21 protein-coding genes are annotated in these 22324 nt (G+C 52.2%); 10 read left to right on the top strand and 11 right to left on the bottom strand.

All coding sequences use genetic code 11. From position 1 onward, the window contains the following. Positions 1–8: 8 nt before the first annotated feature. On the top strand, positions 9–1205 hold the full coding sequence (locus tag AC3RPL_RS23500; RefSeq protein WP_490741736.1) for a diguanylate phosphodiesterase: 1197 nt from the start codon (positions 9–11) through the stop codon (positions 1203–1205). 69 nt (positions 1206–1274) lie between these two features. Here AC3RPL_RS23500 and AC3RPL_RS23495 read toward each other — a convergent pair whose 3' ends face one another. From AC3RPL_RS23495 to pdhR, 7 genes are all read right to left on the bottom strand, one after another. Beyond that, a complete protein-coding gene (locus tag AC3RPL_RS23495; protein ID WP_034936573.1) occupies positions 1275–1529 on the bottom strand; it encodes a biofilm development regulator YmgB/AriR family protein in 255 nt (84 codons plus the stop codon). 57 nt (positions 1530–1586) lie between these two features. Then, entirely contained in the window at positions 1587–1862 is a 276-nt protein-coding gene (locus AC3RPL_RS23490; RefSeq protein WP_490741735.1) for a hypothetical protein, read from the bottom strand. A gap of 62 nt (positions 1863–1924) precedes the next feature. After that, entirely contained in the window at positions 1925–2164 is a 240-nt protein-coding gene (gene ycgZ, locus AC3RPL_RS23485) for a regulatory protein YcgZ (RefSeq protein WP_034936577.1), read from the bottom strand. Positions 2165–3235: 1071 nt separating this feature from the next. Further along, on the bottom strand, positions 3236–4660 hold the full coding sequence (gene lpdA, locus AC3RPL_RS23480; RefSeq protein WP_490741734.1) for a dihydrolipoyl dehydrogenase: 1425 nt from the start codon (positions 4658–4660) through the stop codon (positions 3236–3238). A 187-nt stretch (positions 4661–4847) separates the two neighbouring features. Beyond that, positions 4848–6728 carry a pyruvate dehydrogenase complex dihydrolipoyllysine-residue acetyltransferase gene (gene aceF / locus AC3RPL_RS23475; RefSeq protein WP_490741733.1) on the bottom strand — a complete coding sequence of 627 codons (1881 nt, stop codon included), beginning with the start codon at positions 6726–6728 and terminating at the stop codon, positions 4848–4850. Between the two features lie 14 nt (positions 6729–6742). Continuing rightward, positions 6743–9406, bottom strand: coding sequence for a pyruvate dehydrogenase (acetyl-transferring), homodimeric type (aceE, locus tag AC3RPL_RS23470; protein WP_490741732.1), 2664 nt, complete (start codon positions 9404–9406; stop codon positions 6743–6745). A 151-nt stretch (positions 9407–9557) separates the two neighbouring features. Then, positions 9558–10322, bottom strand: coding sequence for a pyruvate dehydrogenase complex transcriptional repressor PdhR (gene pdhR, locus AC3RPL_RS23465; protein ID WP_034936587.1), 765 nt, complete (start codon positions 10320–10322; stop codon positions 9558–9560). A 360-nt stretch (positions 10323–10682) separates the two neighbouring features. Here pdhR and aroP point away from each other — a divergent pair, with 360 nt between their 5' ends. Then, positions 10683–12038 (top strand): aromatic amino acid transporter AroP, encoded by a 1356-nt coding sequence (gene aroP / locus AC3RPL_RS23460; protein ID WP_490741731.1) that lies wholly within the window; start codon positions 10683–10685, stop codon positions 12036–12038. Between the two features lie 679 nt (positions 12039–12717). Next, positions 12718–12993: a hypothetical protein gene (locus AC3RPL_RS23455; protein WP_490741730.1), complete on the top strand. Its 276-nt coding sequence runs from the start codon at positions 12718–12720 to the stop codon at positions 12991–12993. A gap of 165 nt (positions 12994–13158) precedes the next feature. On the opposite strand, the gene ampE is transcribed toward AC3RPL_RS23455, so the two are convergent. Further along, positions 13159–14013: a beta-lactamase regulator AmpE gene (ampE, locus tag AC3RPL_RS23450; protein WP_034936589.1), complete on the bottom strand. Its 855-nt coding sequence runs from the start codon at positions 14011–14013 to the stop codon at positions 13159–13161. Further along, on the bottom strand, positions 14010–14585 hold the full coding sequence (gene ampD, locus AC3RPL_RS23445) for a 1,6-anhydro-N-acetylmuramyl-L-alanine amidase AmpD (RefSeq protein WP_034936591.1): 576 nt from the start codon (positions 14583–14585) through the stop codon (positions 14010–14012). The genes ampE and ampD overlap by 4 nt, the downstream gene beginning before the upstream one ends. 153 nt (positions 14586–14738) lie before the next feature. Between ampD and nadC the strand changes: the two genes are divergently transcribed. From nadC to hofC, 4 genes are all read left to right on the top strand, one after another. Next, a complete protein-coding gene (gene nadC, locus AC3RPL_RS23440) occupies positions 14739–15629 on the top strand; it encodes a carboxylating nicotinate-nucleotide diphosphorylase (RefSeq protein WP_490741729.1) in 891 nt (296 codons plus the stop codon). 199 nt (positions 15630–15828) lie between these two features. After that, positions 15829–16281 carry a prepilin peptidase-dependent pilin gene (ppdD, locus tag AC3RPL_RS23435; protein ID WP_490741728.1) on the top strand — a complete coding sequence of 151 codons (453 nt, stop codon included), beginning with the start codon at positions 15829–15831 and terminating at the stop codon, positions 16279–16281. Beyond that, positions 16281–17681 (top strand): type II secretion system protein GspE, encoded by a 1401-nt coding sequence (gene gspE / locus AC3RPL_RS23430; protein WP_490742124.1) that lies wholly within the window; start codon positions 16281–16283, stop codon positions 17679–17681. The genes ppdD and gspE overlap by 1 nt, the downstream gene beginning before the upstream one ends. Continuing rightward, positions 17674–18873, top strand: a complete 1200-nt coding sequence (gene hofC / locus AC3RPL_RS23425) for a protein transport protein HofC (protein WP_490741727.1) — start codon at positions 17674–17676, stop codon at positions 18871–18873. Before gspE ends, hofC begins: the two co-directional genes overlap by 8 nt. 101 nt (positions 18874–18974) lie before the next feature. On the opposite strand, the gene AC3RPL_RS23420 is transcribed toward hofC, so the two are convergent. Continuing rightward, a complete protein-coding gene (locus AC3RPL_RS23420) occupies positions 18975–20015 on the bottom strand; it encodes a GMP reductase (protein WP_490741726.1) in 1041 nt (346 codons plus the stop codon). A 246-nt stretch (positions 20016–20261) separates the two neighbouring features. On the opposite strand from AC3RPL_RS23420, the gene coaE reads away from it, so the two are divergent. Genes coaE through yacG form a run of 3 tightly spaced genes read left to right on the top strand, consistent with a single transcriptional unit; the run spans position 20262 to position 21838 of the window. Further along, positions 20262–20873, top strand: a complete 612-nt coding sequence (gene coaE, locus AC3RPL_RS23415; protein WP_490741725.1) for a dephospho-CoA kinase — start codon at positions 20262–20264, stop codon at positions 20871–20873. A gap of 4 nt (positions 20874–20877) precedes the next feature. Then, positions 20878–21621 (top strand): cell division protein ZapD, encoded by a 744-nt coding sequence (gene zapD, locus AC3RPL_RS23410; protein WP_490741724.1) that lies wholly within the window; start codon positions 20878–20880, stop codon positions 21619–21621. A gap of 10 nt (positions 21622–21631) precedes the next feature. After that, positions 21632–21838, top strand: coding sequence for a DNA gyrase inhibitor YacG (gene yacG / locus AC3RPL_RS23405; protein WP_490741723.1), 207 nt, complete (start codon positions 21632–21634; stop codon positions 21836–21838). A gap of 36 nt (positions 21839–21874) precedes the next feature. Here yacG and mutT read toward each other — a convergent pair whose 3' ends face one another. Continuing rightward, positions 21875–22270, bottom strand: a complete 396-nt coding sequence (mutT, locus tag AC3RPL_RS23400) for an 8-oxo-dGTP diphosphatase MutT (protein ID WP_490741722.1) — start codon at positions 22268–22270, stop codon at positions 21875–21877. Positions 22271–22324 lie beyond the last annotated feature (54 nt).

Here is a 22324-nt window from a genome sequence, read left to right as displayed (position 1 = left end):
AACGTCAGATGCTCACCACCCTGATTTATCGCAGCCATATTTCCGATTTTGTTCCCGTCAAAACCCTGCCCGCCATGGTTGAGGCAGCCAGTTTGCTCAATGCCTCTCATGATGTGACAGGTATTTTGCTGTTTAACGGCACCCATTTTTTCCAGCTGCTTGAAGGGCCGGAGGAGGGAGTGCTGGCGATTTATCGGCGCATTTGCAACGATCCCCGCCACCATAATGTGGTTGAGTTGTTGCGTGACTTTGCGCCTTCCCGGCGCTTTGGCAATGCCGGCATGGCGCTGTTTGATCTGCGTGAGCATCACCCTTCTTCCGTGCTTGAAGCCGTGCTGGATAAAGGAACATCGAGATATCGCCTGACTTATGACGACCGCGCACTGAAATTCCTGAGCACCTTTGTCGAGTCGCGGGAAAAGGAAAATTATTATGAGGTGCAATCGGCGGATCTGTGGGAATTCATTTCTGAGCAGCCGGATGACGAAGCGCACCTTACGGCGTCGATCCCCAAAGAGATAGCGCTGCATCCGGTGGTCGATCCGCTTGCCAGGCAGATCACTGCGCTGACGGTCAGTGCCCTGCGGGTTGAAGAACATGGTCAAACAGGCAATGAGCTGTATCAGGCTGATTTTGCGGCGCTGAAACAGGCGTTAGCAACAGCAGGAAAAATCTGTCCGACCGACACCACGCTTCATGTCAGTCTGTTGCCGATGACGCTGGTGGTTATTCCTGAGGCGGTACAGGCTATCGTTGCGGAGATTAAAGCCGCTGGTCTTGTTCCGGAGCAGGTGATGATTGGGGTGAGTGAAACCCGAGTTATTTCGCAGCTGGATACCTTTTCTGACGCCGTACGCGCACTGAAGGCCGCAGGTATCAGCCTTTCACTGGATAATTTCGGCAGTGGTCCGGCGGGGCTTTCACTGCTGACCCGTATCCAGCCAGACCGTATCAGCATTGACGCCAGTATTACCTGTAACGTTCATCACAGTGGCCCGAAGCAGGCGGTAGTACAGGCGATTGTCAGATGTTGTTCGGCGCTGGAAATTTCGGTGATGGTCACAGGTATCACCCGGGCAGAAGAGTGGATGTGGCTGGAAGCCACCGGGATTATTCACTTCCAGGGTGCCCTTTTCAGCGCTGATAACGCGCATTCTCCCTTAGCTGTCGCCTGGCCGGAGTATCGCGAACAGCCTGAGGCATAGACGTACGGCCGTTGCATGGTGTTCTGCATAGCGCAAGCGGGCTGCATTCGCTCGCAGAACACCCTGCGTTCAGAGATCCGGATTGCCCTGCGCGCAGCCGACCACCAGTTTCAGGCAGCTTCTGAGCAGTTCGAGATCGGCAGGATCGGTTGCGCTGTCCAGCTCACCGATCAGATAAATGATCAGGGTTTTACTGGTGATCTTTCCTTTCTGCGCCAGCAGCATTTTAATAATTTTTCCCAGAATTTCCTTTTCTGCTGCGTACTGATCACCGGCGGCCATGATGCAGCCGTGGATTTCTGTTGTAGAGGTTATCTGTTGCATGACTGTGTGTTCTCAGGATCTGTATTTTTTATAATCAGTCAGTTATCTGACGAAAGATCAATGTTTTATTGGTGCGGAAAGGTTAGCGGACATGCCAATCACGTTTTCCATCTCCAGGGTGATGCTGCTGGAAGTACCACGTGAGATCATCCCGGCTTTGACTTCCTCAATAGCCATCATCACTATGCGCGGATCGCTGTTACCAGCTTCCAGCATGGCCTGTAGCTTTTTGAGCAGCGAACTCCATGAAATGGCCTTATCCCCGGCCAGTAACTCCATTACGGCTTCGCCGATAAGGATGTCACAGAGTTTCTCGTCATCACTGTTTTTCATAACCTTTCTCTTAACGCCGTCCCGCTTGCCTGAGCGACGGGATTAAAACCTGTACTGCCGGATTACTTACGGAAAAGCAAATTAAACAGCTCGTGATAATGACGCTCTTCTTCCGGACCTGATGCCAGTTCAAAGCGTTTAAGCAGCTTACAGCAGATGGCTTTACGGTTAAGATTTTGACCTGCACGCAAAATCTCAACAACAATCGAACCCAACGTTTCCTGCTGTGAAGGCAATGAGACCTTACTGAAGTAAGCGGCAATATCGCTGGCAGAACTTGGAATACTGGTCGTCTGGCGAATAAATAGTTCCGGTTGTTTATAAAGTGATCGGTTGGTGTGAGATAAAGTTATACAAAACAGATTCTTTTGTACAGGAATTTCTGAAATTAATCACGCAAGTTACCTTATTTATATTATTTTTATTATATTTCATACAGTTAGATGAAGATAAAAATGGGAGCCTTGCTGGAAAAAGTGATACAAACATCCTCTTGCATCGGTTTTCATTGAAGAAGAGTCTGGCCAGACACCAGTATGCCATGGTGTGATCAGTGAGGACACGGACCGTGCCCATCACCAAAAGGAAAAGGTAGTAGATGAGGATAGTTAGTACTGCCCGCAGCCGAATGGTCAGCGAAATAGCCTGATGTCCAGGCCCTTAATGATTTATTTCACTTTTGGAAATAAGATAGCTGTTCACTTCGCTAAGTGAACATTCCTCATTTGATGCATCACTTTCAGTGATCACCTGCCAGCTGTTACCCTTTTTATCGTGAAAAATAAACCGATAGATTTGTGTATATGTATCGTTATTTTTTTCTCAGATGGCGGACGTTTTACTTTCGTCAAGGCGGATTATCCCGACAACACCCGTATTTTTTAACCAGACTTCAGCCATATTCATCGGCCAGGAATGATAGTCTGGTATTTTTGCCATTAAGAAAAATGGAATAAAAAAGAGGATCAAAGCCAAGCTTTTTATTTTTATCTGATCACCTCAACTTCGCGATCGCCACTGCTCCATATGGACTGCCTGATGTTAAATGGCATAATTATGCAACCATTTGATGCCATACCGGGATGTTTTGCGCTTTCACCATGAATCAGCAAGCCAGCCCTGCCATACATAATATTTCCATGAGCGGGTTGCAACGACCCGTCCATTTCAACTTAACTTTCCTGAGCTTTGTTGATATATCCAGGGCATATTTCATCCTTAAATACGCATATATAAAATCCCGGAGGCAGGCTACGCCGACTTTATAACCTGTGAAACAGATTTCGCCAGATAGCAATAAAAAACTGCACCTTAATTTGTTGGTCAGCCAACATTTAAGATGCAGTTTCGTTCAAGTAAGCTTATTGCTTAATTTATTTTTTCTTCGCTTTTGCGTTTGGCAGGTCGGTGATACTGCCTTCGAAGATTTCTGCCGCCAGACCGACGGATTCGTGCAGCGTCGGGTGCGCATGGATGGTCAGCGCGATATCTTCAGCATCACAACCCATCTCGATGGCCAGGCCAATTTCACCCAGCAGCTCGCCACCGTTGGTGCCAACAATCGCACCACCAATCACCCGATGAGACTCTTTGTCGAAAATCAGCTTGGTCATGCCGTCAGCACAATCGGAAGCGATAGCACGGCCTGATGCCGCCCACGGGAAGGTGGCCGTCTCGTAACTGATGCCTTTCTCTTTCGCTTCTTTCTCGGTCAGACCAACCCATGCCACTTCCGGCTCGGTGTAAGCAATAGATGGAATGACTTTCGGATCGAAGTAGTGTTTTTTACCGGAAATGACTTCAGCGGCAACGTGGCCTTCATGCACGCCTTTGTGTGCCAGCATCGGTTGGCCGACGATATCGCCAATAGCAAAAATGTGCGGCACGTTGGTACGCATCTGTTTGTCGACACGGATAAAACCACGGTCATCGACTTCAACGCCCGCTTTGCCCGCATCCAGACCTTTACCATTTGGCACGCGACCAATCGCCACCAGCACCGCATCATAACGCTGAGGCTCAGTTGGCGCTTTTTTGCCTTCCATGCTGACATAGATACCGTCTTCTTTTGCTTCAACGGCGGTCACTTTGGTTTCCAGCATCAGGTTGAACTGCTTGCTGATGCGTTTGGTGAACACTTTCACTACGTCTTTGTCGGCAGCCGGGATAACCTGGTCAAACATTTCGACCACATCAATCTCCGATCCCAGCGCATGATAAACGGTGCCCATTTCCAAACCGATAATACCGCCGCCCATTACCAGCAGGCGCTCCGGCACTTCTTTCAGCTCCAGCGCATCGGTGGAGTCCCAGACGCGGGGATCGTCATGCGGGATAAAGGGCAGCTGAATCGGACGGGAACCGGCTGCAATAATCGCATTGTCGAAGTTGATGGTAGTGGCACCGTTCTCACCTTCCACCACCAGGGTGTTGGCTCCGGTAAATTTACCCAGGCCAGTGACGACTTTCACTTTGCGGCCCTTCGCCATCCCCGCCAGACCGCCGGTCAGCTGGGTGATAACTTTTTCTTTCCAGCTACGAATTTTGGTGATGTCGGTCTGCGGCTTACCAAACACGATGCCGTGTTCTTCCAGCGCTTTAGCCTCTTCAATCACTTTTGCCACGTGCAACAGTGCTTTGGAAGGGATACAGCCTACGTTCAGACAAACCCCACCCAGGGTGCTGAAACGCTCAACGATGACGGTCTCAAGACCTAAATCAGCAGCGCGGAAGGCTGCGGAATAGCCTGCGGGACCTGCCCCAAGTACCACGACCTTAGTTTTAATTTCAGTACTCATCATGACCTCTTAGTTAACTGGGGGATGCCCCTCCCCCGGTTCGTATTCAGGGCAAGAGTTTACAGAATTGTTAACAGACTGCAAACAGCCTGGTTGCCCTGATTACCCGTATCCTGATCCATATCAGATTAACGTCACCGCTAAAGCCAATATGCGAGAAGGCCGGCATAAGCCGGCCTTGTTGCTGTTACATCACCAGACGGCGGATATCCGCCATGATGGTGGCAATATAAGCCGCAAAACGCGCACCCGCCGCGCCATCAATCACCCGATGGTCAAAGGAGAGTGACAGCGGCAGCATCAGGCGAGGAACAAACTCTTTACCGTTCCACACCGGCTCCATCGCCGATTTGGAGACGCCAAGAATTGCCACTTCCGGTGCGTTAACGATAGGCGTAAACGACGTCCCGCCAATGCCGCCCAGGCTGGAGATGGTGAAACAGCCACCCTGCATATCACCAGCGGTCAGTTTGCCATCACGCGCTTTCTTCGAAATCACCGCCAGTTCGTTGGACAGCTCAACAATGCCTTTCTTGTTGACGTCTTTGAACACCGGAACCACCAGACCGTTTGGCGTATCGACTGCCACGCCAATGTTGATGTATTTCTTCAGCGTCAGCTTCTGGCCATCTTCAGACAGGGAGCTGTTAAAGCGTGGGAACTCTTCCAACGCTTTGGCCGCCGCCTTCATGATGAACACCAGCGGCGTGATTTTCAGATCCTGCTTCTTCTTCGCCGCTTCGTCATTCTGCTGCTTACGGAAAGCTTCAACGTCAGTGATATCGGCTTTATCGTGCTGGGTAACATGTGGGATCACCACCCAGTTACGGCTGAGGTTGGCACCAGAAATTTTCTGGATGCGCCCCATTTCAACTTCTTCAATTTCACCAAACTTGCTGAAGTCAACTTTCGGCCACGGCAGCATGCCTGGCAGACCGCCGCCGCTTGCCGCTGCGGGCGCAGTCTCTGCGCGTTTTACCGCATCTTTAACATAAGCCTGAACGTCTTCTTTCAGGATACGACCTTTACGGCCGGTGCCTTTCACCTTCGCCAGGTTGACGCCAAATTCGCGGGCCAGACGGCGGATAACCGGAGTGGCATGGACGTAAGCGTCGTTTTCAGCGAACTCGCCTTTTGCTTCCGCTTTCGCCGGGGCAGCCTTCGCTTCCTGTTTCGGTGCAGGGGCAGGTGCCGCTTCTTTCTTCCCGGCTGGTGCTGCTGCCGGAGCCGCGCCTTCCACCTCAAAGACCATAATCAGCGAGCCGGTGCTGACTTTGTCGCCGGTAGCAATTTTGATCTCTTTTACCGTCCCGGCAAAGGGCGCCGGCACTTCCATTGACGCCTTGTCACCTTCAACGGTGATCAGCGACTGCTCAGCAGCCACTTTATCGCCCACTTTCACCATCACTTCGGTGACTTCGACTTCGTCGCCGCCGATATCCGGGACCTGAACCTCTTTCACGCCGCTGGCCGCTGCCGGTGCAGCTTCTTCTTTCGCTTCCGGCGCAGTTTCTGAAGTCGACGAGGAACCTGCCGTTTCGAAGATCATAATCAGCGAACCGGTGCTGACTTTGTCGCCGGTGGCGATTTTGATCTCTTTCACTTTACCGGCGAACGGCGCAGGCACTTCCATCGAGGCTTTGTCGCCTTCCACGGTGATCAGTGACTGCTCGGCTTCGACGGTGTCACCGGGTTTAACCAGGATCTCCGTGACTTCCACTTCGTCACCGCCAATGTCCGGCACGTTAACTTCTTTACTTTCTGCTTTGCCCGCCGCAGCCGGTTTCGCTTCTTCTTTTTTCTCTTCGGCTTTAGCCAGTGCCGCAGCGGCACCGTCAGCAGATTCAAAAATCATAATCAGTGAGCCGGTTTCCACTTTGTCACCGGTCGCGATTTTGATCTCTTTAACCACACCAGCTTCTGGCGAAGGGACTTCCATTGAAGCCTTGTCGCCTTCCACGGTGATCAGTGACTGTTCCGCTTCAATCTTGTCGCCGACCTTGACCAGGATTTCGGTGACTTCCACTTCGTCTGCACCGATATCCGGTACCTTGATTTCGATAGCCATTAATCTCTTACCTCTTATGCCAGACGTGGGTTGACTTTATCGGCATCGATATTGAATTTGGTGATGGCTTCCGCAACCACTTTTTTATCGATCTCACCACGTTTAGCCAGTTCACCCAGCGCCGCAACCACTACGTAAGATGCATCCACTTCAAAGTGGTGACGCAGGTTTTCACGGCTGTCCGAACGACCAAAACCATCCGTGCCCAGCACGCGGTACTCGCTGGCTGGCATGAAGGTACGGATCTGCTCGGCAAACAGTTTCATATAGTCGGTTGACGCCACGGCCGGTGCATCGCTCATCACCTGAGCAACGTATGGCACACGCGGTGCTTCTGTCGGGTGCAGCATGTTCCAGCGCTCACAGTCCTGACCATCACGGGCCAGTTCGGTGAAAGAGGTCACGCTGTAGACATCAGAGCCAACACCGTAGTCTTTCGCCAGGATCTGCGCCGCATCACGGACATGACGCAGGATGGAACCTGAGCCCAGCAGCTGCACTTTGCCTTTGCTGCCTTCAACCGTTTCCAGCTTGTAGATACCCTTACGGATACCCTCTTCCGCACCCTGCGGCATCGCAGGCATGTGGTAGTTTTCGTTCAGCGTGGTGATGTAGTAGTAAACGTTTTCCTGCGCTTCACCGTACATACGAACCAGACCGTCATGCATGATCACCGCCACTTCGTAGGCATAGGCCGGATCGTAAGAGATGCAGTTAGGAATAGTCAGCGACTGAATGTGGCTGTGACCATCTTCGTGCTGCAAGCCTTCACCGTTCAGCGTGGTACGTCCGGAGGTGCCGCCAACCAGGAAGCCGCGCGCCTGCTGGTCGCCTGCCGCCCAGCAGAGATCGCCAATACGCTGGAATCCGAACATCGAATAGTAGATGTAGAACGGGATCATCGGCAGGTTGTTGGTGCTGTAAGACGTCGCCGCCGCCAGCCAGGATGCGCCCGCACCCAGCTCGTTGATCCCTTCCTGAAGGATCTGGCCTTTCTCGTCTTCTTTGTAGTAAGCCACCTGCTCACGGTCCTGCGGGGTGTACTGCTGGCCGTTCGGGCTGTAGATACCAATCTGACGGAACAGACCTTCCATACCAAAGGTACGCGCTTCGTCAGCGATGATCGGCACCAGGCGATCTTTGATCGACGGGTTCTTCAGCATCACGTTCAGTGCACGCACAAAGGCGATAGTGGTGGAGATCTCTTTGTTCTGTTCATCCAGCAGCTGACGGAAATCTTCCAGCGCTGGCATCTCTAACTTCTCGCTGAAGTTGGGCTGGCGGGTTGGCAGGTAGCCACCCAGCTTCTCGCGCTGGCCGTGCAGGTATTTGTACTCTTCGGACTCTTTTTCGAAAGTCACATAAGGCAGATTTTCAATGTCGGCATCCTCTACCGGCACGTTGAAACGATCACGGATATAGCGCACGCCATCCATGTTCATTTTCTTCACCTGGTGAGCAATGTTTTTACCTTCTGCGGTGTCGCCCATACCATAACCTTTGATGGTATGCGCCAGAATCACCACCGGCTTACCTTTGGTGTCCTGGGCTTTTTTCAGCGCCGCGTAGATTTTCTTCGGATCGTGACCGCCACGGTTCAGCGCCCAAATCTCGTCGTCGGACATATCTTTCACCAGCGCAGCGGTTTCCGGATATTTACCGAAGAAGTGCTCACGCACATAAGCACCATCGCGTGATTTAAAGGTCTGGTAGTCGCCGTCAACGGTTTCGTTCATCAGCTGGACAAGCTTGCCGCTGGTATCTTTACGCAACAGCTCATCCCAGCGAGCGCCCCAGATCACCTTGATCACTTCCCAACCCGCGCCACCGAAGATGCCTTCGAGTTCGTTGATGATTTTACCGTTGCCGGTTACAGGTCCATCCAGACGTTGCAGGTTACAGTTGATAATGAAGACCAGGTTATCCAGTTTTTCACGGGTGGCGATAGTGATCGCCCCTTTGGATTCCGGTTCGTCCATTTCACCGTCGCCGAGGAAGGCATAAACGGTCTGCTGTGAGGTATCTTTCAGACCACGGTGTTCCAGATATTTCAGGAATTTTGCCTGATAGATTGCACCCAACGGACCGAGGCCCATAGAAACGGTCGGAAACTGCCAGAATTCAGGCATCAGTTTAGGATGCGGGTAAGAAGACAGCCCTTTGCCGTGAACTTCCTGACGGAAGTTGTTCATCTGCTCTTCAGTCAGACGTCCTTCCAGGAAGGCACGCGCATACACACCTGGCGAGATATGGCCCTGGAAGTAAACCAGATCGCCACCGTCTTTTTCGCTACGTGCGCGGAAGAAGTGGTTAAAACAGACTTCATAAACGGTTGCAGAAGACTGGAAGGAGGACATGTGGCCACCCAGTTCCAGGTCTTTTTTTGAGGCCCGCAACACGGTCATAATCGCGTTCCAGCGGATCGCAGAGCGAATGCGGCGTTCCAGTGAAGTATTGCCCGGATAGTCCGGCTCATCTTCAACGGCAATGGTGTTGATGTAGTTGCCAGCTCCAGTGCCTGCCGCTACTTTCACGCCACCTTTGCGTGCTTCGCTCAACACCTGGTCAATCAGGAACTGCGCACGCTCAACACCTTCTTCACGGATGACCGATTCGATCGCCTGTAGCCAGTCGCGGGTTTCGATCGGATCCACGTCATTATGTAGACGTTCTGACATGGGGGGATTCCTTATCTGTGTCTGATTCATTGAATTATCTGGAGCCTGTCTCTCTGGACTCTGCGTTGCAAAGCTCAGGGAGACAGGCCCATCGTTATACCCAACCTGCTGACGTGAATGACCTCAGTGGCGATTGGGCCAGGTTGCCGCGTTATTCCTCACGTTGTTGTAAACGCCGTAAGGAGCGCTCTCTGCGGCTCTGCTCCCGACTTCTGTCGAGCAGTATTTCCTCAATAAACGCCAGGTGACGGTGTGAGGCTTCGCGCGCCTGTTCAGGTTCGCGTGCCACTATCGCCTCAAAAATACTGGCGCGGTGACCGCTCACTTTCGCCAGCATTTCGCGGCGCGAGTAGAGCAATTCAAAATTCTGACGGACGTTTCTCTCAAGCATCGGTCCCATTGAACGGAGCAGATGCAGCAGCACCACATTATGCGCTGCTTCTGTGACGGCAATCTGATACTGCATTACCGCATCGGCTTCTGCGTCCAGATCGCCACTGTCCTGTGCCGCCTGAATCTGCACGTGGCAATGACGAATGCGTTCGATATCCTCTTCTGTACCGCGCAATGCCGCATAGTAAGCAGCCACACCTTCCAGCGCGTGGCGCGTTTCCAGCAGATCGAACTGAGTTTCAGGATGACAGGCCAGCAGCTCCACCAGCGGATCGCTGACGCTCTGCCACAAACTTTTCTGCACAAAGGTGCCGCCGCCCTGACGGCGCAGCAGCAGACCTTTAGCTTCCAGACGCTGAATGGCTTCACGCAGCGAAGGGCGGGAAACATCAAACTGTTTAGCCAGTTCACGCTCAGGGAGTAACTTTTCACCCGGACGCAGCGTCCCTTCCATAATCAGGGACTCAAGCTGTTGCTCGATGGCGTCGGATAGCTTTGGTTGGCGGATTTTGCTGTAGGCCATCATCCCTTCTTTATAAATGCGGATGCCTGAGTTAATTGGTAATACCAATTACATAAAGGTGCCCGTAAACTAACAAAGTATTCACCTCATGTCTATATGGCTGGCGGCCAAAAGTGAACGCCTGTCTCGTTTTAGTGCCTTAACCACGATGGCTGCACGCTGTTTTTTTCACCACTTCCACGCACAAAAATAGAAAGCGAGTGCATTGCGCAGCGCTTATCACTATTCTGGATGAGAAGATAGTATCACCCACTTTTTCTCGCCCTTATTACTGTACATATTTCGGTACAGCCAGGGATTACAGCGCCTGGCTAAGGCGCATCCTGAGTTAAAACAATAACGAAACCATGGGGTTTAGATATGGAACAACAGCACGGCGAAACGCTGAAGCGCGGGCTTAAAAACCGCCATATTCAGCTGATCGCATTAGGGGGTGCCGTCGGTACCGGCCTGTTTCTGGGAATTGCTGACACTATTAAAATGGCCGGTCCATCTGTTCTTCTGGGCTACGCTATCGGCGGTTTTATCGCTTTTATGATTATGCGCCAGCTGGGTGAAATGGTGGTTGAGGAGCCGGTGGCCGGTTCGTTCAGTCACTTTGCCTATAAATACTGGGGCAATTTTGCCGGGTTTGCCTCCGGCTGGAACTACTGGATCCTCTATGTGCTGGTGGCGATGGCGGAACTGACTGCCGTAGGCAAGTATATCCAGTACTGGTATCCGGATATTCCTACCTGGGTGTCGGCGGCGGTCTTTTTTCTGCTGATTAACGCTATCAATCTCACCAACGTAAAAGTCTACGGTGAGATGGAATTCTGGTTCGCTATTATCAAGGTTGTCGCCGTAATCGGCATGATCGTTTTTGGCGCCTGGCTGTTGTTTGGTGGTCATGCCGGTCCTGATGCCAGCGTGTCTAACCTCTGGAACAAGGGCGGATTTTTCCCGAACGGCGTCTCAGGCATGGTGATGGCGCTGGCAGTGATCATGTTTTCCTTTGGTGGTCTTGAACTGGTCGGTATTACCGCTGCCGAAGCGGATAATCCGGAAAAAAGCATTCCTAAAGCCACTAATCAGGTGCTGTTTCGTATTTTGATTTTCTATATTGGCTCTCTGACTATCCTGCTGTCGCTTTACCCCTGGACTAAAGTGATCGGCGGAGCCAGCCCGTTTGAGATGATTTTCCACGACCTTGGCGACAGCCTGGTGGCGAATGCGCTGAATGTGGTGATCCTGACCGCGGCCCTCTCGGTTTATAACAGCTGCGTTTACTGCAACAGCCGGATGTTATTCGGTCTGGCGCAGCAGGGTAACGGCCCGAAATCGCTGATGAAAGTTGACCGTCGTGGCGTGCCGGTGGTGGCCATCGGCGTTTCTGCTGCGGCAACCGCCATCTGCGTACTGATCAACTATCTGATGCCGGGTGAAGCCTTTGGCCTGCTGATGGCGCTGGTGGTTTCGGCGTTGGTGATTAACTGGGCGATGATCAGCCTGGCTCACCTGAAATTCCGTCGTAAGAAAGATCAGCAGGGCGTGCAGACACGTTTTAAAGCGCTGTTTTATCCTGCCGGTAACTGGATTTGCCTGCTGTTCCTCGCGGCAATTCTGGTGATTATGGCCATGACGCCAGGTATGGCAATCTCCGTCTGGCTGATCCCGGTCTGGCTGGTGATTCTGGCCGTTGGCTACGCGATTAAAAATCAGACGCAAAAGGCATGATGCACCAGGCCATGTCTCTGGCAGCCAGCTGACGGCAAGCTATCGCAGCTGGCCTGATGTATAAAAGTGGATCCGTAATGTTATTTTAAATTACGGATCCTCTCCGGCAGTTCTATGTTGAACGATTCTTTCCGATTCACCTCAGTCACCACTTTCACTTCCCCCACTACGTTTAAACGCAGGCTTATTTATCTGCTGTGATTATTTCATTTAACCGTCCGCCAGCATTAATCATGCAGTGATAGCTGATTTAATCTTCAGCAAAAAAAGGTTTTTCAATGATCGCAGTAGCCAGAAAAAACATCACCTTTATTGTTTAACACAGATGCTATTACCTGGCTTAATAATCAGGAAATATTAAAGCCTCTCAGTAATCCTGCTGACGATGAAGATACATATCTGTTACCCGCATTCCCTGACGGGCCTGCCATACCTGGCTGGCAATATGTCATAAATCGCAGAAAGCACCCACAGCGGCATGACATATAATACATCACTAATCTTTTTAATAAATAACCCTGAAAACTCCAGTTAATGATAAATATCTGAAACAATTTGATTCTGTTAGATTGATTTGCCACAATAAAAAGAAAAATTAAAAAATAAATGAATTGCGAAAATTCAAAAATCCATTCTAAGATCGCCGCGCTCACTTTGAGCATTAATAAGGAAATTAATAATGAGAGAACTCTCCATACAGGAAGTCGAAATGGTCAGCGGTTCAGGTGTCATTCGTGATACCACCAACTGGGTTGGCGGAGTCGCAGGTGATTTTATTGCCAGATCTATAGGCAGTCTGGTCACTGTTCCGGTGATTTCCACCATAGTTTCAGGCATTGCAGGCCCTGTCGGTAAACAAATTGGTTCACTGATTGGGGATGCCATTGGCGCGCTGATTGAAACCATTTTCGGCATAACAGACAGCAGCACAGACAGTAGTGAAACAGCAGCCTGACAGGGTTGTTGATATAAAAGGAGTATCCTGCCTGATGGCGGGATACTCCCTCAGATTAACCGGTTGAGAGGTCAAACCAACCACCACAGCAGTTGACGCTCACAGCATCTTTGTCATATCAGAACATTTGCTGTCCGGCAAATAACCAGCCTGAAAGGCGAAATCTCAGACCAGGGTACCGTAAATCGTCAGCAGCGCTACCACCACCACCACTACCAGCGAAACCTTCTTTGCCAGCGTTACCGCAACCTGCGGGGTGACGACCTTATCGCTGTGCGGATCGCGGGCCAGAGAGAACTGTGCCAGCGTGGTCAACACCTGATACTGCGGGGTGTGCCTGTCACCGAGCGAGGCGAACCAGGCAGGAAGCGCACGCTCACCGTGCCCAAGTAAGGCGTAGGCCACCCCGACCAGACGAACCGGTAGCCAGTCGATAATATGAAGCAGCGCATCCACGCCGGACTGAGAACGCTGTAATGGAGTGTGATGACGTGCCAGCCAGCTCTGCCATGCACGCAGAAAAGCATAGCCCACCAGCAGCACCGGGCCCCAGCTCCCTCCGACCACAAACCAGAACAGCGGCGCGAGATAAAACCGGTAGTTAATCCACAGCAGTGCATTTTGTAACTCACGCAGATATTCACGTTCGTCACACTCTACTGGCAGACCGTGGATTAGCGTCAGTTCCTCTGCCATCGCCGTGTGGGCGGCGATGTCATTATGACTGGCCGCCTTAAGATAGGCGTGATAATGCAACCTGACAGAACCCGCACCGATACATAACAACCCCACCATAATCCAGAAAATCAGCATGGGCAGACCAAAAAACAGCCCTCTCAACGCCAGCAGGCAAAGAGCGGTTATTGCCATCATCAGTAGCAACATAGTGATGGTGTGCATCAGGGAAAAGCGTTTACCTCTGCGAAAAAAACCAGACAAATGATGATCCAGCTGCCAGTGCTCTCCCATTTTGAACAGGCGTTCCCAACCTAATACCAGTAACAAACTAAAAAGTGTCATGCCTGTTGCTCCTGCGGTGAACCGTCTCCAGTCTCGTCCAGCGCCGACCGTAATCGAACCCAGTCGAATGCCGGGCCGGGATCGGTTTTCCTGCCCGGCGCAATATCACTGTGTCCAGTAATATTCCCGACAGGAAGCGGATAGTGACGGGCCAGCAGGCGGGCTATCTTTTCCAGCGTCTGATACTGCGCATCGGTGTAGGGCAAGGTATCCGTACCTTCCAGTTCGATACCAATGGAGAAATCATTACAGGCTTCGCGTCCCTGATAACAGGAGACCCCGGCATGCCATGCCCGCAGGTGAAAAGGGACATACTGGATAATTTCACCGTCGCGACGAATCAGACAATGTGCAGAAACGCGCAGATGGGCGATTCTGGCAAAATAGGGATCGGCAGCGGGATCGAGAGTGCCGGTAAACAGGGCATCAATCCACGGGCCGCCAAACTCACCCGGTGGCAGGCTAATATTGTGAATAACCAGCAGCGAGGGCATTTCATTTTCTGGTCGTTCGTTAAAGTGCGGGGATGGAACCTGCTTAACACCGGTTATCCAGCCTGATTGCAGCTGCATGCTCTGCTCTCCTTTGGGAAATATTTTTCAGAGTAGCATGATTCGTTGTTTCGCAAAGCAGATTGCATAAACGCTGAACAGCGCTGGCTGGCAAGCGGCAGGTAAACAGGCTAGCATAGCCGCACTCTCTATCCGACCTTTCGGAGTTTGATTATGACAACCCGTCGCTACGATCCGGACAGCCGCAGGAGCGCTCTGCTCAGACGCATCGAGGATGATATCCCGCCCGGCGTGGCTCAGGCCCTGCGTGAAGATTTAGGTGGCGAAGTAAACCCGGCCAATGATATCACCGCCAGTCTGCTACCCGCCGATACCTCTTCTCATGCCGTGGTTATTACCCGTGAACCGGGCATTTTTTGTGGTAAACGTTGGGTGGAAGAGGTGTTCATCCAGTTGGGAAACAAAACCCGGATCGGCTGGCACGTTGACGATGGCGACGGCATTGTGGCCGGGCAAACATTGTTTGAGGTCAGTGGCCCGGCCGCGCTGATCCTGACTGCGGAACGCACGGCTCTTAACTTCGTGCAGACACTTTCTGGCGTGGCGACCGAGGTCAGTCGCTACATGGCTCTTTTACAGGGAACAGGCACCCAACTGCTGGATACCCGCAAAACCCTGCCGGGACTGCGCACTGCGCTAAAGTATGCCGTGATGTGCGGCGGCGGCGGCAACCATCGCCTGGGTTTGTCCGATGCTTATCTGATCAAAGAAAACCATATCATCGCCACCGGTTCGATCCGCCAGGCGGTAGAAAAAGCCAACTGGCAGCATCCGGATGTACCTGTAGAGGTGGAGGTGGAGTCACTGGATGAACTGGAACAGGCCATTGCAGCAGGAGCGGATATCATCATGCTGGATAATTTCAGCGTTGAGCAAATGCGCGAAGCCGTTAAGCTGACCGCCGGTCGGGCGCTGCTGGAGGTTTCCGGCAATGTTACCGATCACACTCTGCGTATCTTTGCCGAAACGGGTGTCGACTACATCTCTGTTGGCGCACTGACCAAACATGTTCGAGCTCTTGATCTGTCGATGCGTTTTCGCTGAATCCTCAACGCCATCAGTCTGCTGATGGCGTGCTGCCATTTTCTCTTCGCTTTTTGCGACCTTCGCTGCATCACCTCTGCACCCTTATGCAACGGGCTGAATATCTTTCGCGTCGTGCTGGAAAACGGTTTTTAGCTGCTGGCACTGGCCGGTTTCCGGCGATACCTTGCCAGGCTCTTAATCAGCAAGGAGCTAAGCCATGAAGATGCAGCAAGGATTTACCCTGATTGAACTGATGATTGTCATTGCCATTATTGCCATCCTCAGTGCTATCGGGCTCCCCGCTTATCAGAACTACCTGCAAAAAGCCGCGCTGACAGACATGTTACAGACAGCCATGCCGTTCAAAACCGCCGTGGAAATTTGTGCGATTGAACTGGGCAGCACCAGCAACTGCACCGCTGGCAGCAATGGGGTCCCAACAGGGAAAGCCTCCCGTTACGTCTCGTCGGTGGCAACACAGGCAGGGAGCATAACGCTGGTCGGCCAGCAGAGTCTGAGCGGACTGACGGTTAATCTGAAGCCCATGTGGGATCAGGCAGAAGGCATGATTAGCTGGCAGCGAAGCTGTAACAGCTCTCAGACCACGCTTAAGGCGGCCTGTGAAGCAGTGTTCCGCTTTGATGATGATGCCGGTGGAGAAACATTATGATTTCCGAGGCTTCGCGACGAGCTGTCGGCAACATTTGCCAGCAGAACCAGGCGGTGATGCTGGAATTCACCCCGCAGCGACTGAGTATTGCTGCCTTGGGCCCCCTCAGTCCGGAGGCAATGACGGCGCTGCGCTTTGCTGCCCATGGCAACATGCATGTTCAGTACTGGCCCCCGGCACGGCTTGAGCAATTTCGTCAGCAGCAAAATGCCACTATCAATGGACAGACTGAAGCGGCAATAAACAGCAAAGAAACGGTGATAGAACGCGTTGATGACCTGCTGTTTCTGGCAATTCAGCAACGTGCCTCTGATATTCATATTGAACCCCAGGCGGATGGTCTGCGGATCCGCTTCAGGGTGGATGGCGTGTTACAGCCCGTCCCCACCTTAAACACGGATAACAGTTCCGCCCTGTTGGCGCGGCTGAAAATCCTCGCCAGTCTTGATATCACCGAGCGACGAATGCCGCAGGATGGACAGTTCATGCTGACGCTGAAAGGAAAATCGGCGTCGTTCCGGCTGTCAACAATACCGGTGCAGGCGGGCGAAAAAGCCGTTATCCGGCTATTGCAGAATGAGATGCAGTCTGTAGCGCTGGAAAACCTCGGGATGTCGCGGCGATCGCTCAGGCGTTTTCGTCATGCGCTCGCTCAGCCACAGGGGCTGATCCTGGTCACCGGACCAACCGGTAGCGGGAAAACCTTTACGCTTTACAGCGGACTCAGTTCGCTGAATCAACCTGGCCGAAATGTTTGCAGCGTGGAAGATCCCATTGAGATCCCGCTTGCCGGCATCAATCAAACTCAGATCCAGCCAAAAACAGGGCTGGATTTCAACCGGGTGCTGCGTGCACTGCTGCGTCAGGACCCTGACGTCGTTATGATTGGTGAGATCCGTGACGGTGAAACGGCCGAAATAGCCATTAAAGCCGCACAAACGGGCCATCTGGTTCTGTCCACGCTGCATACCAACTCCCCCGTTGAAACCATAACCCGGCTTGGACAGATTGGTATTCCCGGTTATTTGCTGGCTTCAGCGTTGAAACTGGTGATTGCACAGCGTCTGGTACGCCGCCTTTGCCCCCACTGTCGCGAACCTGCGGAAACTCTCGCCCATTTTCCACAAGGCCTGTGGCCTGGCACGGTGCAAAACTGGCGCGCGGTTGGTTGTTCACGCTGTTACTCCGGCTATTACGGGCGTCTGGCGCTGTTTGAGCTACTTACCATTACGGCTCCTTTGCAAAATGCTATTGCCGCAGGATGTTCCCAGGAAAAACTGTTGCTGCTTATACGGCAACAGGGGACCAATACGCTTTTTGTCGAAGGTCTGCACGCTGTCAATCGTGGTGATACCACTCTTGCTGAACTGAATCGTATTGCAGGGAGTGAAGATGGCTGACCTGATGCTGTTCCGCTGGCAGGGGACAGACGAAGATGGCAGGTTACTCCAGGGTGGGTTTTTCTGCCGTCACCGCCAGGAAGCAATGGAGAAACTGGTGGCGCAGCAGGTGGTTCCCCTGAAACTGACTGGCGGTCGTCGCTACCGTTCCAGCGACTGGCGATGGCAGGATAAAATCCGTTTCTTCCGGCAAATGGCTGTGTTACTCAGGGCCGGTATGTCTCTCTCTGCCTGTCTGAAAATGGCCAGCGATGGCCACAGTGATACGGCCTGGCAGGCTTTGCTTGACCACCTGCGGCAACGCATCAGCGATGGAATACCCTTTTCCGCTGCGTTGTCGGAATGGCCCGGCATTTTTCCTGCACTTTTTCCTGCTCTGATGCAGGTAGGTGAACTGACCGGGCGTCTGGATGAGTGTTGTATACAGCTGGCGCAGCAGCAGGAGCGGCAGCAGCAGTTGCATAAAAAAGTGACAAAGGCATTGCGCTATCCGCTGATGGTACTGGCACTTGCCCTGCTGGTGAGTACGGGAATGCTGGTGTTTGTTCTGCCAGAATTTGTGGCGGTCTATCATACGTTTGATGCTCCCCTGCCCTGGTTCACGGCTGCGGTGATCTCCTTGTCAGAATCTCTGGAACACCATGCTGCGCTCCTGTTGCCGGTAGCCTTAATTTTTTATACAGCCGGTCGCTGGCAATACCGGCGCTCACCTGACTGGCAGCAAAAATGCCAGCTAATCGTGCTGAAACTTCCCCTTGCCGGAGAATTAGTTCGTGGAGGGCAGCTCAGCAGAATATTTACGACGCTGGCACTGACGCAGCAGGCTGGACTGACGCTATTGCAAAGTTTACAGGCGGTTGAGAAAACGCTGCATCAGAAGCTGTGGCAAAAAGCAGTAGCTGAGCTGCAAGAGCATATCTCTGCGGGCTATCCTCTTTGTCAGGCTCTGGCAGGACACCGTTTGTTCCCCCCGCTCTGCTATCAGTTGATCAAAACAGGCGAGGAAGCAGGTTCACTGGATATGATGTTGTCCAGGCTGGGAGAACTTTATGAAAACATCACCCACGATCTGGCGGATAGCCTGGCCGCTGCACTGGAACCGGTGATGATGGTGGTGACGGGTATTATCGTTGGTGCGCTGGTGGTGGCAATGTATCTGCCCATTTTCAATCTGGGTAACGCGCTGGGATGAAAACTGCCGCACCAGGCAGCAGAAAAAATCTCGTCAGTGCTGACTCAGCACCGTGTTAAAGGCCCACTCAGCATGATACAAAGTGGGCGAATGGCAGATATCTAACGGTTAAACACCTGATTTTCCTGCTCTGCAACCCGTATAAAAGTGGTTCGTTTGGTCAGTTCTTTCAGACGCTCGGCCCCGACATAAGTACAGACCGAACGCAGGCCGCCCAGAATATCTCTGGCAGTATGCTCCACCGGGCCTCTTAGCGGCAGCTTAACGGTTTTACCCTCTGCTGCACGATATTCCGCGACGCCGCCGACATGAAGCTTCATCGCCGATTCAGAACTCATGCCATAAAACAGCATAAACTGTTCGCCGTTTTCTTCGACCACACTACCTTCACACTCATCGTGGGCAGCCAGCATACCGCCAAGCATAACAAAATCAGCGCCTCCGCCAAATGCTTTAGCCACATCTCCGGGTACCGAACAGCCGCCGTCACTAACGATCTGCCCGCCCAACCCATGCGCGGCGTCAGCACATTCAATCACCGCAGAAAGCTGGGGATACCCCACGCCAGTTTTTACTCGGGTGGTACAGACCGATCCGGGACCAATACCCACTTTGACAATATCAGCACCGGAAAGGATAAGCTCTTCGACCATCTCGCCAGTGACCACATTACCAGCACAGATAGTCTTTCCCGGACAAGCTTCACGAGCTCGCTTAAGAAAGCTGACGAAATGCTCGGAATAGCCATTGGCCACGTCGATACAGATAAAATTCAACATTGGCGACAATGCGAGGATCTGCTGTAGCTTGATAAAATCTGCATCAGAGGTTCCGGTAGACACCATCACATGTTTCAGTACAACCGAAGGAACACGGCCGATAAATGCCTGCCACTGTGCCACGCTGTAATGCTTATGAACAGCGGTCAGCAGATCAAATGACGCCAACGCTTCTGCCATGCTGAATGTGCCAACGGTATCCATATTCGCGGCAATAATTGGTACACCTGACCAGTCAAGACCGGAATGTTTGAAGGTAAACCGGCGTGCCAGTTCAACCTGTGAGCGGCTTTGTAGCGTAGAGCGCTTTGGCCGAATCAGAACATCTTTAAAGCCTAACTTAATATCTTCTTCAATACGCATAAATCCCTTCCTGGTTGATGGCGTAAATCTTAAGATTGGACGCTGCTGCCAGCAGCCGTGACGCTATCATACGCGGTAAAAACAGCCCGACAAGACTGCGAAAACAGTTTTATTTACGCTACAATTCTTCAGGTTTATCTGACACTCATTGATATGAATAAAGCCTCATTTTTATCGCTGCCTCAGGCCGTTCGGTGGCGGTAAAACATGAGGATTTTCATTGCAAAATCATATGATAAGAGGGTTATGCATTATATTGTGGCGTTAACTGGCGGAATAGGCAGTGGAAAGTCCACTATTGCCCATGCTTTTGCCAGGCGAGGCATAGATATCGTTGATGCCGATCTGATTGCCCGTCAGGTTGTGGAACCCGGACAACCTGCTCTTGCCGCGATTGCTGCTAAGTTTGGCGCTCATCTGTTACAACAGGATGGCACACTGGACCGTGCAGCATTGCGGCAACGTATTTTTGCCTGTCCGGCTGATAAAACCTGGCTGAACGCCCTGTTGCACCCGCTGATCCAGGCCGAGACTCGCCGTCAGCTGGCACTGACTCAATCCGAATGGTGTTTGTGGGTCGTGCCGTTGTTAGTAGAAAATAACTTACAGCATCTGGCAAACAGGGTGCTGGTTGTGGATGTTGATCGCGATACTCAGCTGGCGCGCACCATCAACCGCGACGGTATCAGCCGCGAACAGGCTGAACATATTCTGGCTGCACAGGCAACGCGTGAACAGCGACTAGCCGTGGCCGACGACATCATTGATAACAGCGGCCTGCCTGATGACATAGCCGCACACGTTGCTCTGTTGGACCAGCGCTATCGCCAGCTGGCCAGAGCAACAGACCAGGACTAACAGCATGAGCATAAGCGTTTTATTTGAGCATCCCCTGAATGAAAAAATGCGCACCTGGCTGCGAATTGAGTTTTTGATCAATCAGTTAGATCAGAGCAGGCATATAACTGATTCTCTCAGCGCGCTGACTTTTTTTCGCAATACGACAGAGCTGTTAGATGTGTTTGAACGTGGTGAGCTTCGCACCGAAATTGTTAAAGAACTGGACAGGCAGCAACAAAAACTGCGCTTGTGGTGCGAAGTACCCGGTGTGGACCGGGAACTTATTACAAGTCTGGGTAAGGATCTGAACGCCTGCGCCACTGTGCTGATGGCCGCTCCGCGTATGGGTCAGTTGCTGCGTGAAGATCGCCTGATTGCGCTGGTACGCCAGCGCCTGAGCATCCCCGGAGGCTGCTGTAGTTTTGACTTACCCACATTGCATATCTGGCTGCACATTGCGCAGGAGGTCCGGGATGCACAGGTCAACCTGTGGATGGATTCGCTGGCCCCCATTGGTGACTCGTTGAAGTTAATCCTTAATCTGATTCGACAGTCCGGTGAGTTCCACCTCCAGACCAGCCTGAATGGCTTCTTCCAGGATAACGCCGAAGGAGCAGACTTGCTACGCCTGCAGCTGGCGCTTGACGACTCGCTTTACCCTCAGGTTTCAGGTCATAAGAGCCGCTATGCTATTCGTTTTTTGCCACTCGACAGCGAACGTGGCGTGGTCCCGGCACGTCTCGATTTTCAACTCGCCTGCTGCTAAGGTTTTGCCGATGAATGAAGAAGTGACGATAGTTAACTGCCCAACCTGTTCAACCAGAGTAATCTGGGACGAACAGAGCCCATTTCGGCCTTTTTGCAGCAAACGTTGCCAGCTGATTGACCTTGGGGAATGGGCAAACGAAGAGAAGCGGATTGCCAGCGAAAGCGAGCATTCAGAGAGCGATGACTGGAGCGAACAGCTCAGGCTGAATGGTTGATTCACGCCCGCCCTGTTTAAGCAGCGAGCGGGGGAATTAACGCGCCTCTTTTATCAGTCGGGCAACAATCGGTATGTTAGCAGGTGGGAATTCAGTGGCGACTAAATCTCGTTGTGCCACCCAACGCTGAGGTTGCCCTTCGCGTCCCCAGGGTTCTCCCTGCCACTCTTCCACGATAAAAAAGTGCAACGTGACCTGAAGTTGACTGTCTGCATGTTCTGAGCGGTCCCAGGCAACAGCACTCACCACCTCAATCCCTGTCTCCTCGTGCAGTTCACGTTTTAGTGCCTGCTCTGGTGTTTCACCCGCTTCGATTTTTCCGCCAGGGAATTCCCACATGTTGCCCATATGAGAGCTTGCAGAACGTTTAGCCAGAAAGATGTTCTGATCTTTATCACGAATTATGCCCACGGCTACTTGCAGATGCTTCATTTACTTCTCTCTCTGAGTACAACAGACCATGTCACTATTCCAGCGTTACAGCCG

The organism is Erwinia papayae, assembly GCF_058241465.1.
Note: the sequence above shows the minus strand (reverse complement) of the source record. Positions and strands in the feature narration are given on the sequence as shown.